The 15823-nt window shown below is 39.5% G+C and carries 15 protein-coding genes; 13 read left to right on the top strand and 2 right to left on the bottom strand.

Annotated elements, in window-relative coordinates:
• Positions 1-149 precede the first annotated feature (149 nt).
• The 13 genes from paaA to AC07U8_RS16630 all read left to right on the top strand — a co-directional run bounded on the left by paaA (position 150) and on the right by AC07U8_RS16630 (position 12084).
• The gene (gene paaA / locus AC07U8_RS16690) at positions 150-1091 is read left to right on the top strand and encodes a 1,2-phenylacetyl-CoA epoxidase subunit PaaA (RefSeq protein WP_315076933.1); all 942 of its coding nucleotides are present in this window, start codon (positions 150-152) and stop codon (positions 1089-1091) included.
• 36 nt (positions 1092-1127) lie between these two features.
• Positions 1128-1418, top strand: a complete 291-nt coding sequence (paaB, locus tag AC07U8_RS16685; protein ID WP_004717766.1) for a 1,2-phenylacetyl-CoA epoxidase subunit PaaB — start codon at positions 1128-1130, stop codon at positions 1416-1418.
• Between the two features lie 11 nt (positions 1419-1429).
• Positions 1430-2185: a 1,2-phenylacetyl-CoA epoxidase subunit PaaC gene (paaC, locus tag AC07U8_RS16680; protein WP_096734976.1), complete on the top strand. Its 756-nt coding sequence runs from the start codon at positions 1430-1432 to the stop codon at positions 2183-2185.
• A gap of 28 nt (positions 2186-2213) precedes the next feature.
• Positions 2214-2714, top strand: coding sequence for a 1,2-phenylacetyl-CoA epoxidase subunit PaaD (paaD, locus tag AC07U8_RS16675; RefSeq protein WP_096734975.1), 501 nt, complete (start codon positions 2214-2216; stop codon positions 2712-2714).
• Positions 2715-2766: 52 nt separating this feature from the next.
• Positions 2767-3825: a 2Fe-2S iron-sulfur cluster-binding protein gene (locus tag AC07U8_RS16670; RefSeq protein WP_096734974.1), complete on the top strand. Its 1059-nt coding sequence runs from the start codon at positions 2767-2769 to the stop codon at positions 3823-3825.
• A gap of 25 nt (positions 3826-3850) precedes the next feature.
• Positions 3851-4621, top strand: coding sequence for an enoyl-CoA hydratase-related protein (locus tag AC07U8_RS16665; protein WP_494738321.1), 771 nt, complete (start codon positions 3851-3853; stop codon positions 4619-4621).
• A complete protein-coding gene (gene paaG, locus AC07U8_RS16660; protein ID WP_096734972.1) occupies positions 4621-5412 on the top strand; it encodes a 2-(1,2-epoxy-1,2-dihydrophenyl)acetyl-CoA isomerase PaaG in 792 nt (263 codons plus the stop codon). Before AC07U8_RS16665 ends, paaG begins: the two co-directional genes overlap by 1 nt.
• A 2-nt stretch (positions 5413-5414) precedes the next feature.
• The gene (locus AC07U8_RS16655; RefSeq protein WP_494738320.1) at positions 5415-6968 is read left to right on the top strand and encodes a 3-hydroxyacyl-CoA dehydrogenase; all 1554 of its coding nucleotides are present in this window, start codon (positions 5415-5417) and stop codon (positions 6966-6968) included.
• 10 nt (positions 6969-6978) lie between these two features.
• On the top strand, positions 6979-8193 hold the full coding sequence (gene pcaF, locus AC07U8_RS16650; RefSeq protein ID WP_494738319.1) for a 3-oxoadipyl-CoA thiolase: 1215 nt from the start codon (positions 6979-6981) through the stop codon (positions 8191-8193).
• A 69-nt stretch (positions 8194-8262) separates the two neighbouring features.
• On the top strand, positions 8263-9591 hold the full coding sequence (gene paaK, locus AC07U8_RS16645) for a phenylacetate--CoA ligase PaaK (RefSeq protein ID WP_494738318.1): 1329 nt from the start codon (positions 8263-8265) through the stop codon (positions 9589-9591).
• A gap of 49 nt (positions 9592-9640) precedes the next feature.
• Entirely contained in the window at positions 9641-10582 is a 942-nt protein-coding gene (locus AC07U8_RS16640) for a PaaX family transcriptional regulator (RefSeq protein WP_105713457.1), read from the top strand.
• A gap of 60 nt (positions 10583-10642) precedes the next feature.
• Positions 10643-11230, top strand: a complete 588-nt coding sequence (locus tag AC07U8_RS16635) for a gamma carbonic anhydrase family protein (protein ID WP_494738317.1) — start codon at positions 10643-10645, stop codon at positions 11228-11230.
• 395 nt (positions 11231-11625) lie between these two features.
• The gene (locus AC07U8_RS16630; protein WP_494738316.1) at positions 11626-12084 is read left to right on the top strand and encodes a hypothetical protein; all 459 of its coding nucleotides are present in this window, start codon (positions 11626-11628) and stop codon (positions 12082-12084) included.
• Positions 12085-12218: 134 nt separating this feature from the next.
• Here AC07U8_RS16630 and AC07U8_RS16625 read toward each other — a convergent pair whose 3' ends face one another.
• Both AC07U8_RS16625 and aspT read right to left on the bottom strand, forming a co-directional pair.
• Positions 12219-13820 (bottom strand): bifunctional aspartate transaminase/aspartate 4-decarboxylase, encoded by a 1602-nt coding sequence (locus AC07U8_RS16625; RefSeq protein WP_315076903.1) that lies wholly within the window; start codon positions 13818-13820, stop codon positions 12219-12221.
• A 54-nt stretch (positions 13821-13874) separates the two neighbouring features.
• Complete coding sequence (gene aspT / locus AC07U8_RS16620) at positions 13875-15560, bottom strand: aspartate-alanine antiporter (protein WP_209827570.1); 1686 nt, start codon at positions 15558-15560, stop codon at positions 13875-13877.
• Positions 15561-15823: the final 263 nt, after the last annotated feature.

Genomic DNA, 15823 nt, shown 5'->3' with positions numbered 1-15823 from the left:
TTAAAAATATAATAAAAATAATTTTAATTAAAACAATTATTTAGAAAAGTAAATTTTAAAATAATTATGATACATAAAAATATGTATTGATTTTTTATTTGTATCGTTTTAATTTAAATAGCATAACACTTGGGATAAGTGAGGACACAATGAATAATCATCAACAATATTTCGATCAATCTCTCGAAAAGGATATTTCGATTGAACCTAAAGATTGGATGCCAGATGCATATCGTAAAACTTTAATTCGTCAGATTGGACAACATGCACATTCAGAAGTTGTGGGAATGTTACCTGAGGGCAATTGGATCACGCGTGCACCAAGCTTAAAACGTAAAGCTGTTTTACTTGCTAAAGTTCAAGATGAAGCAGGGCATGCATTGTATTTATATAGTGCGGCTGAAACCTTGGGTGCCGATCGTGATGACATGATGGATAAACTCATTGCTGGACAGATGAAGTATTCATCAATTTTTAATTATCCAACCTTAACTTGGGCCGATGTTGCTGCCATTGGCTGGTTGGTTGATGGTGCGGCAATTGTCAATCAAGTTGCGTTATGTCGTACCTCTTATGGTCCCTATGCACGTGCCATGGTGCGTGTATGTAAAGAAGAAAGTTTCCATCAACGCCAAGGCTTTGAAGCCATGATGCAGTTGGCAAATGGGACACCTGAGCAAAAACAATTAGCACAAGATGCAGTGAATCGTTTTTGGTGGCCTGCACAAATGATGTTTGGTCCGAGTGATGACAATTCTCCAAACAGCGCGCAAAGCATGCAATGGAAAATTAAACTCTTTAGTAATGATGCACTCCGTCAAAAATTTGTGGATAACACGGTACCGCAAGTTTTACAGCTGGGTTTGACTGTGCCAGATCCTGACTTACGTTTTAATGAAGCAACAGGACATTACCAGTCTGGTGAAATTAATTGGGACGAATTTTTTGACATTCTTGCAGGTAAAGGCCCATGTAATCACGAACGTATCGAAGCACGCCGTAAAGCGTGGGAGGGTGGCAAATGGGTACGTGATACCGCTGTGGTCTATGCACAAAAAAAGCAACAACAAGCTGCTGCCAAAGTTGCTTAGTTCAGCGTTTTAGTCAAATTTAATAAGGATTTTATGATGGACAATAAAAATAACTGGTCGCTATTTGAAGTTTTTGTACGAAGTAAACAAGGTTTAAGCCATCGTCATGTGGGTAGTTTACGTGCGCCAGATGCAGAAATTGCACTCCAGAATGCCCGTGATGTTTATACCCGTCGCAATGAAGGGATCAGTATTTGGGTGGTGAAATCTGAATGGATTACTTCATCTCAACCTGATGAAAAAAATGAATTTTTTGATCCAGCATTAGACAAGGTATATCGTCATCCGACGTTTTACCATATTCCAGATGGCATTGAGCATATGTAAGGGGGACGAAGATGAGTCATTCAGTATTTGCACAGTTCCTATTGCATTTGGGTGATAGCCAACTGATTTTATCGCATCGTTTGGCCGAATGGTGTGGTCATGCGCCTGAGCTAGAGCTGGATATTGCATTAGCCAATATTGGTTTGGATTTGCTAGGTCAAGCCAGAACATTGTTAAGTCTTGCGGGTGAAGAGGAAGGTTTAGGTCGTGACGAAGATCAATTGGCATTTTTCCGTAACGAACGTGAATATCGCAATTTATTGTTATGTGAACAACCCAATGGTGACTTTGCACAAACCATGGTACGCCAGTGGTTAATGGATCATTATCATCATTTGTTATTTGCTGCATTAAGCCATAGCCAACACAAAGCCTTAGCTGCATTTGCGCTGAAATCATTACGTGAAGTGAAATATCACTTACGTTTTTCTACTGCTTGGATGGAACGTTTAAGTTTAGGGACAAGCGAAGCACATGCAAAAACCCAATTAGGTTTAAACGAATTGTGGCGTTTTAGCAAAGAATTATTTGTCTTAACCACCGAAGAACAAGGCTTGGTGACTGAAGGCTTAATTCCAAATATTGAACCTTTAAAAGCGCAATGGCTGGATGTCGTAACAGTTGAACTGCAACGTTTTGAGCTTAGTTTACCTGAAACAGGGGCGTATCGTAGTGGTGCAAAACAAGGCCTGCATACCGAACATTTAGGTTTCGTTTTGGCTGAATTGCAATATATGCAACGTACTTATCCCAATATGAGTTGGTAAGTTCAGCTTTTCACAAGGAGTGAAGCACATGAATTTAATTCGACAATTTAGCGATGATTGCTGGGATATTTTACAACAGATTTCTGATCCTGAAATTCCAGTGTTATCGGTTGTGGATTTAGGCATGATTCGCGGGGTGGAGTTGGATCAGGACAATAATATTGTGGTTCGACTTACACCCACCTATAGCGGTTGCCCTGCAACAGACGTGCTGAAAGATGAAATCGTACACGTGTTTACTGCAAAAGGTTTCACACCGATTCAAGTTGTGGTGGATTTATCTGAAGCTTGGACCACCGATTGGATGAGCCAAAATGGCAAAGACAAGCTGAAACAATATGGTATCGCACCTCCGAAAGGCGAGGCACACAGTTGTGGTACACATGTCGCATTAACCGATGGGATTGAATGTCCGCATTGCCACAGCATACACAGCAAATTATTAAGCGAATTTAGTTCTACTGCATGTAAAGCCTTATATCAATGCCAAGACTGCTTAGAACCATTTGACTATTTCAAATGCATTTAAGTTGAACATTGTTCAACAGTTTGAAAAGTTAAAATGAAAGAGGGATTTTCACATGAGTCAATTTGTACCATTAACCATAAAATCAATTACGCCCCAAACTGAGCAGGCGATTTGTATTGCGTTTGATCTTACCCCAGAACAACAACAGCGCTTTCAGTATCAACCAGGGCAACATTTAACCATTCGCCATTTAACAGAAAGTGGTGAAATTCGTCGTTGTTATTCGATTTGTAGTGATGTTCAAGAAGATATGAGTATCGCGATTAAAAAAATTGATCAAGGTCAATTTTCAACTTGGGCAAATGACAATTTAAAAGCTGGTGATCAACTTGAAGTAATGCCACCGCAAGGGATTTTTTTCCAAAAAGTTGCTAAAACTGGAGGAAAAAACTACTTAGGATTTGCCGCAGGCAGTGGAATTACCCCAATTTTGTCCATTATAAAAACAGTGTTATTACAGCAACAAGCTGCCAGTTTTACTCTGATTTATGGCAATCGTACTTGGAAACAAACCATGTTTGCTGAGCAAATCATGGATTTAAAAGATCGTTTTAAAGAGCGTTTTCAATTGATCAATGTCTTCTCTCGTGAAATGAATGACAGTGCTTTGTTTAATGGTCGGATTGATGCTGAAAAACTGCAATTATTATTTAAAGCAAATCTGATTCATGCTGAATTTGATCATTGTTTTGCCTGTGGCCCCAATGAAATGATGGAGGCCGTCGAAACGGTTTTACCTGAATTTGGCATTGAACGCAGCAAAATTCATACTGAACGTTTTAATACTGGGGCTGTGAAAAAAGCCACAGCGCAGCATATTGGCAATCGTAATGAAGAAAAAGTCAATATTGTGCTGGATGGGCGCGAGTTGATCATTGAAGTCGCCAAAGAAGATGACAGTATTCTAGATGCTGCATTACGTGCCGGTGCTGATTTACCTTATGCATGTAAAGGTGGCGTGTGCGCAACCTGTAAATGCAAAGTACTTGAAGGCAAGGTCGAGATGGCAATTAACTATAGTCTTGAACCTGAAGAACTTGCAAAAGGTTATGTACTCAGCTGTCAAGCATTGCCGACGACTCCAAATGTGCGTTTGAGTTTTGATGAATAAAACGGAATAACATTGGAGCAAAGAGATGGATTTCTTAAAAACCAGTTTAGTGAAAACAGGCGTGATGCTTATCGAGTTAAATCGTCCAGAAAAACATAATGCGCTAAATAATGCCACCTTAAAACAACTTGTGGATGTGCTGCAAGATTTAGAGCGGGACCAACGTATTAAAACCGTTGTGATTACTGGTAATGAAACATGTTTTGCAGCGGGTGCTGATCTAAAAGAATTGGCAGCCCTTGATGTGGTGACAATCCAGCAAGATCATCGTCCGCTACTATGGAAACACATTGATGAGTTTTCAAAACCAATCATTATGGCGATCAATGGCTTTGCCTTTGGTGCAGGCTTTGAGCTCGCCTTGCATGGCGATATTGTGCTGACTGGTGAAAATGCACAATTTGCCTTACCCGAAATTGGTTTGGGTATGTTGCCGGGTGCAGGTGGTACACAGCGTTTAGCACGTTTGGTCGGACAGCAATTGGCCATGCGTTGGGCAATGACAGGGGAACGTATTTCTGCAGCGCTTGCATTACAACATGGCATTAGTAGCCAAATTTGTCCAAGCGCACTGACGGTGCAATATGCAATTGAACTGGCTGAAAAAATTGCCAAACAAGCGCCATTGGCAATTCGTGTCATTAAACAATCGTTGAAATCCATCCATGAAGTGACTTTAAGCCAAGGCTTGAAGCAAGAACGTCAGCATTTTGTCTGGCTTACGGCAACTCAAGACCGTAAGGAAGGTATTGATGCATTTTTTGAAAAAAGAAAACCAGAATTTAGAGGTGTGTGATGGATTACCAAACCATAATTGTTGAAGAAAAAAATGCAGTTGGCTATTTAACTTTTAATCGCCCAAAGCAACTGAATAGTTTTAATGAAACGATGCATCATGAAGTATCACAAACGTTAAAGGCCTGGGCCAAAGATTCAAATATTCGCACGGTGGTGATTTCAGCCGAAGGTCGTGGTTTTTGTGCAGGGCAGGATTTAGCTGATCGAGTGGTTGATCCCAATGCAGACGCACCTGATTTGGGGATATCGATTGAAAAATATTACAACCCATTAATCAAATTGATTACAGAAATGCAGAAACCCGTGATTTGTGCAGTAAATGGTGTGGCGGCTGGAGCAGGTGCAAATATTGCCTTGGCCTGTGACATTGTTCTTGCCGCAAAATCTGCATCATTTATTCAAGCCTTTTGTCGCTTAGGTTTGGTGCCTGACTCGGGAGGCACTTGGTTTTTACCCCGTTTGGTTGGACGCGCGCAGGCAATGGGTTTGGCAATGCTGGGTGATAAAATTCCTGCTGAAAAGGCAGAGCAACTTGGCATGATTTGGCAAAGTGTTGCAGATGAACAACTCAAAGCTGAAGCGGAAAAATTGGCTGAGCATTTGGCAACACAACCCACCTATGGCTTGTCTTTAATTAAAAAAGCAATCCATGCTGCTGCTGACAATAGCCTAGATGATCAATTGATTTTAGAGCGTGACTTACAGCGTTTAGCCGGTCGTTCCAGCGATTATAAAGAAGGCGTACAAGCATTTATGCAAAAACGTAGCCCTGAATTTAAAGGATGCTAATCATGCAACAATTCAATTTACAGCAAGCAAATGTCGCTGTTATTGGTGCAGGAACGATGGGCATCGGGATTGCCCAACTGGCTGCGATGAATGGTCATCAAACGCTGCTCTTTGACCTTGATCTCAATACAGCCAAGGCATCACTTGCACAGCTAACAGTACAACTGAATAAACGTGTACAAGCTGGAAAAATAACACAGACCCTTGTGGACAGTACATTGGCAAATTTAACTGTGGTGGATGATATTCAGCAACTTGCGGCAGCAGGATTAATTATTGAAGCCGTGGTGGAAAATAAAGAAGTGAAACAAAGCATTTTTCAACAACTTGCAGCGATTTGCTCACAACAGACTATTTTTGCTTCTAATACCTCATCCATTTCAATAACTGCAATAGCGTCTGTGATTCCACAACCTGAACGTGTGATTGGATTACACTTTTTTAATCCTGCACCGGTAATGAAACTAGTTGAAATTGTACAAGGCTTAAAAACTGCCAAAGTGAATGCAGATGCTTTGTTTAATCTGATGCAGACTTGGAACAAAGTACCCGTTTTAGCCAAATCTACGCCCGGTTTTATTGTGAACCGCGTAGCTCGTCCGTATTATGCTGAAGCTTTCCGCGCTTTACAGGAAAATGTGACGACACCTGAACAGTTAGATTTCATTTTACGTGAATGTGGTCGCTTTGCGATGGGACCATGTGAATTGACGGATTTAATTGGTCAAGATGTGAATTTTTCAGTGACACAGAGTGTTTATCAGGAATTTTTTTACGAGCCGCGTTATCGCCCCTCTCTTATTCAAAAACAACTGGTAGATGCAGGCTGTTTGGGGCGTAAAAATAAACAAGGCTTCTATAATTATCATCAAGAACAACCGACACCAGTATATCGCTTACCTGAAATGACTCAGGATAGCTCACAGAACATGAATGTGAGTATCCATGGTGAATGGGCCAATCAAGCTGATTTTATTCAGCGTCTAAAAAATCAAACGACATTCAATATCAACAAAGTTGTGTCTCAACAAAATTATATTCGAATTGATGATATTGATCTCCAACTCACGCAAGGCGAATCTGCCGATATTGTTTATACACATCAAAAAGTTGTACTGATGGATTGGCATGCGGATTGGAACAAGGCTAAAGCAATTGCAGCGACTGCATCTCCAGCATGTTGCCAAGCAGATCAAGATAAAATGACACAATTCTTTGCTGCAATTGGTGTTCATGTAATTTGGACAAAAGATCATCCTGGCTTATATGTAATGCGAAGCATTGCAATGTTAGTCAATGAAGCTTGCGAGGCGGTTTTGCATGATGTCGCGACAGAACACGATATTGATGCTGCCATGAGATTTGGAGTGAATTATCCGCAAGGTCCGTTCCAATGGATGACGCAACTGGGTGCACAACAGATTTTGATGATTTTAGAAAATTTACATCAAGTTTATGGTGAAGAACGCTATCGCCCAAGTCTGTATTTAAGAAAAAAAGTTGCAGCTTCAGCTTTACCCGTAAAGCAAACACAACAATTAAAACAAGCAGGATAAGGAGTAAAAAATGGAACAAGTGTTTATTTGTGATGCTATTCGTACTCCAATTGGTCGTTATGCAGGAGCTTTAAGTAGTATCCGTACAGATGATTTGGCTGCTTTGCCGATTCAATATTTAAAACAACAACATCCTACGTTGGCTTGGGATCAGTTAGATGAGCTTATCCTTGGTTGTGCCAACCAAGCCGGTGAGGATAATCGTAACGTCGCTCGAATGGCATCATTACTTGCGGGACTACCAGACTCAGTTCCTGCGATTACGGTAAACCGTTTATGTGCTTCGGGATTAGATGCGATTGGTTTGGCTGCACGTGCTATTAAGTCAGGTGAAGCACAATTTGTATTGGCAGGAGGTGTTGAGTCAATGAGTCGTGCGCCATTTGTACAGTCCAAGCCAGAAACAGCTTTTAGCCGAACACCGAGTATTTATGATACAACTATTGGTTGGCGCTTTATCAATCCAAAATTTAAAGCAAATTTTGGGGTGGACAGCATGCCTGAAACCGCAGAAAACGTTGCTGAAAAGTATCAGATTAGCCGTGAAGATCAGGATTTATTTGCTTTCAATAGTCAGAAAAAAACGGCAACTGCGCAACTTAATGGCGTATTTGCAGAAGAAATATGTGCTGTAGAAATAATCGATCGTAAAAAGAATCTGACACGTATAACTGAAGACGAACATCCACGTGCAGATACCTCACTGGAAAGTTTGGCAAAATTAAAAGCGCCGTTCCGCAAACAAGATGGTTCTGTCACAGCAGGAAATGCATCGGGGGTAAATGATGGTGCCGCTTGTGTGTTATTGACCAATGAAGGCTTTGCAACGGCAAATCAGTTGAAACCACTTGCCAAAGTCATTGCGATGGCAAGTGCAGGCGTTGAAGCAAAATATATGGGAATTGGTCCAGTACCAGCAGTCCAAAAACTGCTGAAACAGACAGGTTTAAGTCTGGATCAAATGGATGTCATTGAGCTGAATGAAGCATTTGCAGCACAATCACTTGCAGTAATGCGTGAACTAGGTCTGGACGATGATGATGCACGTGTCAATCCCAATGGCGGAGCAATTGCTTTAGGTCATCCATTGGGTATGAGTGGTACACGTTTGGTGATCACGGCAATGAAAGAATTGAAACGCCGTAATGGAAAATATGCACTATGTACGATGTGTGTGGGTGTTGGGCAAGGTGTTGCGCTTATTTTGGAAAATTTTGACGTATAACAACCACTGCAATACCAAACCAAGGATTTTAAGAAACAGCCAAAGGATGGCTGTTCAGGGAGTAACAATATGAATAACAATACATTGGAACATTTAGAAAAAGCATCGGTTGATGAATTACGCAATGTTCAATTTGAACGTATGAAACAAACATTGCAACATGCTTATCAGAATAGTGCCGTCTATCGTCAGAAATTTGATGAAGTTGGGATACATCCTGATGATTTTAAAACTTTAGCAGATCTAGCTAAATTTCCATTTACCTCTAAAAAAGATTTACGCGAAAATTATCCATTTGGCATGTTTGCAGTTCCACAACAGCAAATAGTCAGAGTACATGCCTCGTCAGGTACAACGGGGCAACCCACTGTCGTGGGATATACTCAAAAAGATATTCAAGTTTGGTCTGATGTTGTGGCGCGTTCATTACGTGCTGCAGGTTTAAGTAATCAAGATATTATTCAAGTGTCTTATGGCTATGGGCTATTTACTGGTGGTCTAGGTGCGCACTATGGTGTTGAGCGCTTAGGCGCAACGGTCATTCCCATGTCAGGTGGGCAAACTGAGAAGCAAGTACAATTGATACATGACTTTAAACCCACGGCAATTATGGTGACACCATCCTATTGCTTAAATATTATTGAAGCATTGGAAAAAAGATTTGGTACTGCCAAAGAGTGCTCCATTAAAACCGGAATATTTGGCGCGGAACCGTGGACCAATGAGATGCGTAAAGAAATTGAAGACCGTTTAAGGATTGATGCACTGGATATCTATGGCTTATCTGAAGTGATGGGACCCGGTGTGGCGATGGAGTGTCTGGAGACTAAAGATGGTTTGACCATTTGGGAAGATCATTTTTATCCTGAAATTATCAACCCAGAAACAGGAGAGGTACTGGCTGATGGTGAATTGGGCGAATTAGTTTTTACCACGATTACCAAAGAAGGCATGCCTGTCATTCGTTACCGAACCCGAGATTTGACTCGTTTATTGCCAGGCACAGCAAGAACAATGCGCCGTATGGATAAAATTGTTGGGCGTAGTGATGATATGATGATTATTCGTGGTGTAAATGTGTTTCCATCTCAAATTGAAGAACAAATTTTACAAATCCCTGAATTGGTTCCTAATTATGAGATTCAGATTTGTAAACAAGGTCATCTAGATGGATTGCACATCCGTACAGAAATGCGTCAAGATATACCTCAGGAAATACACGCAAAACTGTGTACTCAGCTCAAAACTAAGATCAAAACGATGGTTGGAATTACGGTAAGCATTGAAATTTTGGCAGAAGGGGCATTGCCACGTTCAGAAGGTAAGGCTCAGCGTGTATTTGATTTGCGCAACAATAATCATGTTACGCATCCATCAAGTACGCTTAGCCTTGGTTAATTTGAGTGTTGTTATTTGAGATTGTTAAATTAAGGTCCTATCGAACATTATGAATTCAAAATTAAAACTTGCTATAGATGATTTTATTACCAAAGAAATGTTAAGTGGAACGTCACTGATCATGACGGTTTTTGGTGACTGTGTGCATCATCACGGTGGGATTATCAGTCTTGCAAGTTTGATTCAGTTAATGAGTGTTTTTGGACTCAATGAGCGTTCGGTACGGACTGCTGTATTTAGACTGGTACAAAATGGCTGGTTAGTGTCTGAAAAAATTGGTCGTACAAGTTATTATCGTGTGACTGAAAGTAGTCTCAACGGTTTTACACTCGCAGATACTAAAATTTATAATTTTAATCATAAAGAATGGGATCAAAGTTGGGATTTGGTCTTGCTCAGTTCATTAGATATTGATAATAAACAAATTTTAAAGAAAGAATTGGAGTGGCTGGGTTTTGCCAGTATTGCAAGTAATGTAATGGCTTATCCAAGTTGCGATAAATTGAAATTACAGAATTTATTGCTCAGTCAGAACATGACAGATCAAGTGGTAATTTTTAAAGCTGAAACTTTGCAACTGTGGCAAGAATCTTATCCAACGGTAAAACGAATGGTGGAAGTTAATTGGCCAATTCTTGAGTTACATTCACGTTATGAAAAATTTATCCAAGATTTTCGAGAGTTCTTAAATCTTGTGGAAAATTCAGATGATATGGATGCCGCACAAGCATTTCAAATCCGTATTTTGCTTATTCATCAATTCCGCCGAATTTTATTAAAAGACCCAAATTTACCATTTGAATTATTACCTTCAAACTGGTTATCGCTGAATGCGAGAAACTTAAGTAGTAACCTCTATCAACTGGTTGTTTTTGCAGGGGAAGAGTACTTTATGCAGTTTGCTCGTACATCAGAAGGTTTTATGCCACCTTTACATCCTATGTTTTATAAGCGATTTGGTGGTTTAAAAGTTGAGGAAATGGGTGTTTAAACCCACTAGTTCATTTAATTATTTAAATGAATTGGGCTTTGAAAAATATGGATTATTCACATGCCTTGTTATGCCATTGATAATGTAATTCCAGTCGTACACCCTAACGCCTTTGTACATCCAACTGCTGTATTAATTGGTGATGTTATTCTTGAAGAGGGCGTTTATATCGGCCCTTTTGCTTCGTTACGTGCTGATTTTGGACAGATTCATGTCTGTAAAAATTCCAATGTACAAGATAACTGTGTGATTCATGGCTTTCCGAAAAGTATTACCTTAATCGAAGAGTATGGGCATATCGGTCATGCTGCTATTTTACATGGCTGTACGATTGGCAAAAATGTTTTGGTTGGCATGAATAGTGTTATTCTTGATGAAGCTGAAATTGGTGAAAATACCATTATTGGTGCCAATAGCACAGTTAAAGCCAAGGCTGTTATACCCGCAAATGTGCTCGCTCTTGGAAGTCCTGCAAAAGTCGTTCGTGATTTACTAGAACAAGAAATTGAATGGAAGCGAAATGGAACAAATGAATATATTCATCTTGCACAGCGTTGTATAAATTCATTACGAGAGGTGGAACCTTTGATTTCTTTAGAAAATCGGTTGGATTTTACAAACGTTAAAGCTGAGCATAAGTTGTACTAATTTGTGGCTTAATCTTCATTGATGGCGAGTATCACAATATTGTGAATTGGATCAATGCGTACTGAATTTACAATCAGAAAATAGGTTCAACACATTGTTTTTGTCTCGTCCTAAAATAGCTTAACAGTATTTTATTGAGAACCGAGTTAAGCAATGAATTCGGTTCTTGCTTTTCCACACATATCATTTTTTAGCCAATCTCTTAAAATCAGGAAAAACATCCTCTTACTGACGATTATCCAAAGCTTATGGTGGCCACGCAACAAATTGAACAAGTCAAGCTGTTGAGTAAAAGGCTGTTGTCATAGATGTCTAAGTGGTTCTTTTATTTGCTAAGATTGGGTAAAATTACTGCAAATTTAGCACTTTATAAAATGTAGATTAGGATGATGATGATGAACAAAATTTTAGTAATCGCCTTAGGGATATTGCCAGTATTTGCACAAGCACAAAGCTTCAAATACAAAAATACCGAGTCTGGTTTTAAAAATTATCAGGGACTAGCCACTTTAACTGGAAAATTTTCACGTAATTTAGACCCTGAATATTTGGATTATATGGGTGATGATATTTGCTTTGAACCCAACAAAACATCAGCTGCACTCATTCCACGTCCAAAAGGTGACACACGAGATGTATGGTTTTGCTTTAGCAACTTTGATGCAGCAAAAAAGACTTTTAAGTTACTAGACAATATTAAAAAAGGTTATTGCCAATATGAAGGACAGGCAACGATTCAAATTAAAGACTATCATTTATTTATAGAAGAAACTGAAGGTTTTGATTCAACTCAATTAGTTTCAGCGACCAATATTACTCCAGCAAAAGCAATAAAATGTAAAGTGCAAAATTAAGACTGTTTAAATACTGTGATGAGATTTGATCGCCACAGGTAAATAGAGCTTAACTTGGCTAGCCATTCGTAAACAAAAAAGATCGCATTAATGCGATCTTTTTCTTTTAAAACGAATACTTCAGCTATCTATACTTATTTACTCTTTTTGCTGACTTTTTTATATTCCAGATAGGCTTCTTCAGCAAATTTTCGTAATGAAGTCCCAATAGCGGCATATTGGAATTCATTTAAGTTGGCTAGCGAGGCGCGTGCAGAAGGGTGTTGAACACCAAAACCTGAACCTGGAAGTAGTACTACACCTGTTTCATCAGCGACTCGGAAGAGTAATTCCGTTGGATTCTTATTTTTCATCACCCAATCAGCAAACGCATCACCATATAGTTTTCGTGAGGTATTTTCTAAATTGACCAAGGTATAGTAATCAACGGCATTCGGATCTTGTGGGACTTCAACGCCAAGCTGTCTATAAAGCGCAGCATCACGTTCTCGAACCACAGATTTCACTGCTTTTTTATAGCTTTGACGAGAATCCATCATATTAAATAAAGCAAAAAGAACCATTTGTACTTGTTGAGGTGTGGATAATCCAGCCGTGTGATTTAAAGCAACATTACGGCTATCGGCAACAAGGCGATCAATAAACTTAATACTAGATGGGTCTGTGGTGAGGGAAGAGTAACGTTCTTCGAGTTCTTTCTTGTCTTTTTTAGAAAGCGCCGCAATTTTTTTATCTAAAATATTATGATTACTCAAGGCAATGACCCCAAGTCTCCAACCAGTTGCACCGAAATATTTAGAGAAAGAATAAACCAGAATGGTATTGTCAGGGCAAATTGCAAACAAGGATTTAAAGTTATCTGCAAATGTGCCATAAACATCATCTGTTAAAATAATCAGGTCAGGACGTTTTTTAACAATATCAGCCAAAATCGCTAAACCTTCATCACTCATTTTAACTGAAGGTGGGTTGCTTGGATTCACCAAGAAAAATGCTTTAATCGATGGATCTTCTAATTTGCGTAATTCTGATTCAGGGTATTGCCAACCAAGATTAGGATCAGCCTTGATGAGTACTTCTTCGAGCTGATAATCGTTGAGTTTTGGAATTTCGAGATAAGGGGTAAAAATAGGCGAACCTATGGCAATACGATCACCATGTGAAATAATTTTATTTTCTTTTAATGAATTAAAAATATAAGCCATTGCAGCTGTACCACCTTCCACTGCAAATAAATCGAGTTCCTCTTTAGGCATACCTTGTACGCCCATTTCACGTAAAACGTATTCTTTAATAATCTTTTCGCTGACTCTTAGCATTCGATCTGGGACAGGGTAATTACAGCCAAGTATACCTTCAACCATTTCGAGTAAGAATGCATCGGGATCAAGTCCCAATTGGTCACGAACATAAGAAATTGCTTTACCCAGGAAAACAACACCGGGCTTATCACGATTTTCTAGGATGAAGTGGTCAAAGCGTGATTGCAATCCTTCTGCACGAGGAAATCCACCAAGCCCTTCAGGCATATAGGAAAAAGAAAATTCTGATTCAGTGGCAGAAAATAAACCCAATTGGAAAAAGGCACGGCGTGGAACAGTTGCAAGAAAGTTTGGATTTCCTCGTCCCGCATTGAGCATCATACGGTCGGTATGGCTTTGTGCCAAAGCAATCAATTCATCTTTGAGTTCAAATGGGCTCAGTTTTGCGTATTTTGAATAATCAACGTTCCCCATGGGAAGTCTCCTTAATTATCTTGAAGTGAATGAGTTTGAAATTTATAAAATTATTTATGCTAAACCGACAATCAGAGGGCCAAGCAAGGTTAAAAATACATTTGCGAGTGCATAGGTAATTGCAAATGGGACGGTCGGAATTGAGTTTCCAGCTTTGTCGAGTACACCACCAAAAGCAGGATTTGCACTGCGTGAGCCAGTTAATGCGCCTGCCATTACGGCGACATTGTTATAACGGAGTACATAACGGGCAAACAGCATTGAAAGAATTAGCGGTACCAGCGTGACCACCACCCCGATCATAAATAGTGATAAACCACTTTCTTTAATGGTTTGAATGGCCTGTAAACCTGATTGCAAACCGACAGCAGCAACAAAACCAGCAAGACCTAAATCTTTGAGAAGTTGTGAAGCGGCTAAAGGCATATTGCCGTGGACTTGGTTACGGCTACGTAGCCAACCAAATAACAGACCTGATAACAGCGCACCGCCACCTGCACCAAGGGTTAAAGGAACATCACCAATACGGACAACGAATAGACCAATGACTAAACCAACAACTAAACCTGCACCGTGGAAAATCCAGTCTGTTTTTAAGCTTTCAGGTAGAGCTTTCCCCGCTTCTTTAACTAAACGTTCAAGATCACTTTTAGTTCCATATACGGTGACCACATCGCCTTGACGCAGGACCGTATCATCACTTAAAGCTTGCGCTTCACTGTTACGTTTAATCCCAAGCACATAAATGCCATGCTTTAAGTAATCTGGTGTATTGGCTTTGATATCCCCAAGGGTACGATTGGCATATTTTGAGTTTCGTAATATGACATCTGTGGTATCCATGATCATTTCCATGCCTTGTGAGGATTGCAACTCAGATCCAATAGACTCGGCAATGGAAACGATACTCGCCCTGCGACCAACGACCAGAACAACATCATCTTTTTGTAAGGTAATTTCTGGTGCAACATCAATAAACTGATCTTTGCGTTTTAATCGTTCAATAGTGACGCTCGGTACTTGTGTTTCCAGTTCGGCAATGGTGTGTCCTGATGCTTGTTTGACTTTGTAGATACGACCAACAATTTCAGGCATAGCCAATTCTTGACCAGGCGCCAGTTCAAATGCACCTTTTAACTGTTCCGCTTGTGCTTTTAAGGCATCATCATGAATTTCTCGCCCCATAAATTTTGGCAAGATATTCACACAGACAATAATTGCGCCTAGAGAACCAAAGATATAGGTCACGGCATATCCAATCGCAACATTGGCTTGAAGTTTCTGAATTTCTGCAAGCGGTAAGTCTAGACGAGAAATCGCATCGCCCGCCGTACCAATAATTGCAGATTGGGTCATTCCACCTGCAGCCAGACCCGCCGCTAAACCTTTATCTAGATTAAAGATTTTTGCCATGACTAAGACTGTAATGAGCCCACATACGGCCATGAAAATAGCCAGCAAAATTTCTTTAATAGATTGTGGTCCAAGCGATTTAAAAAACTGTGGGCCACTTTCAAAACCGACTGCGTAAATAAATAAAGCAAAAAGAATCGCTTTTACACCATTGTCGATTGGTACGCCAATAAGACTTAGAATAACAGCGACAAGTAATGATCCTGCAACACCACCAAATTGAAACTTTCCAAATTGGAATTGACCGATCCAAAACCCTATTGCTAAGGATAAAAATAATAGGATTTCAGGACTATGTTTTAATTCACCTTGTAGCCATTCAATCATTTTACGGCCCCACCTTTATTATTTAATCTATATTTGATTATGAGTAGAAAGTTCATTTTTTACGTTAAATGGAAAATACTATATCAATCGATGTTGTGTAAAACATCGATATTTAAAATATATTATTTCATTGTTTTTTTATTCATTTAAATAATATAAGAAATATAGGGAATATTAAATTTTGCTTAAGTAAAGAAGTATTTTAATTATCTTGGTGTGCTTGGATTGCTTATTTGTTTTTAATGAGATTTTGTTGATTGGTA

The sequence above is a fragment of the Acinetobacter sp. GW821-FHT01E09 genome (assembly GCF_059422385.1).
This window is presented reverse-complemented; position numbering and strand designations above follow the sequence as displayed.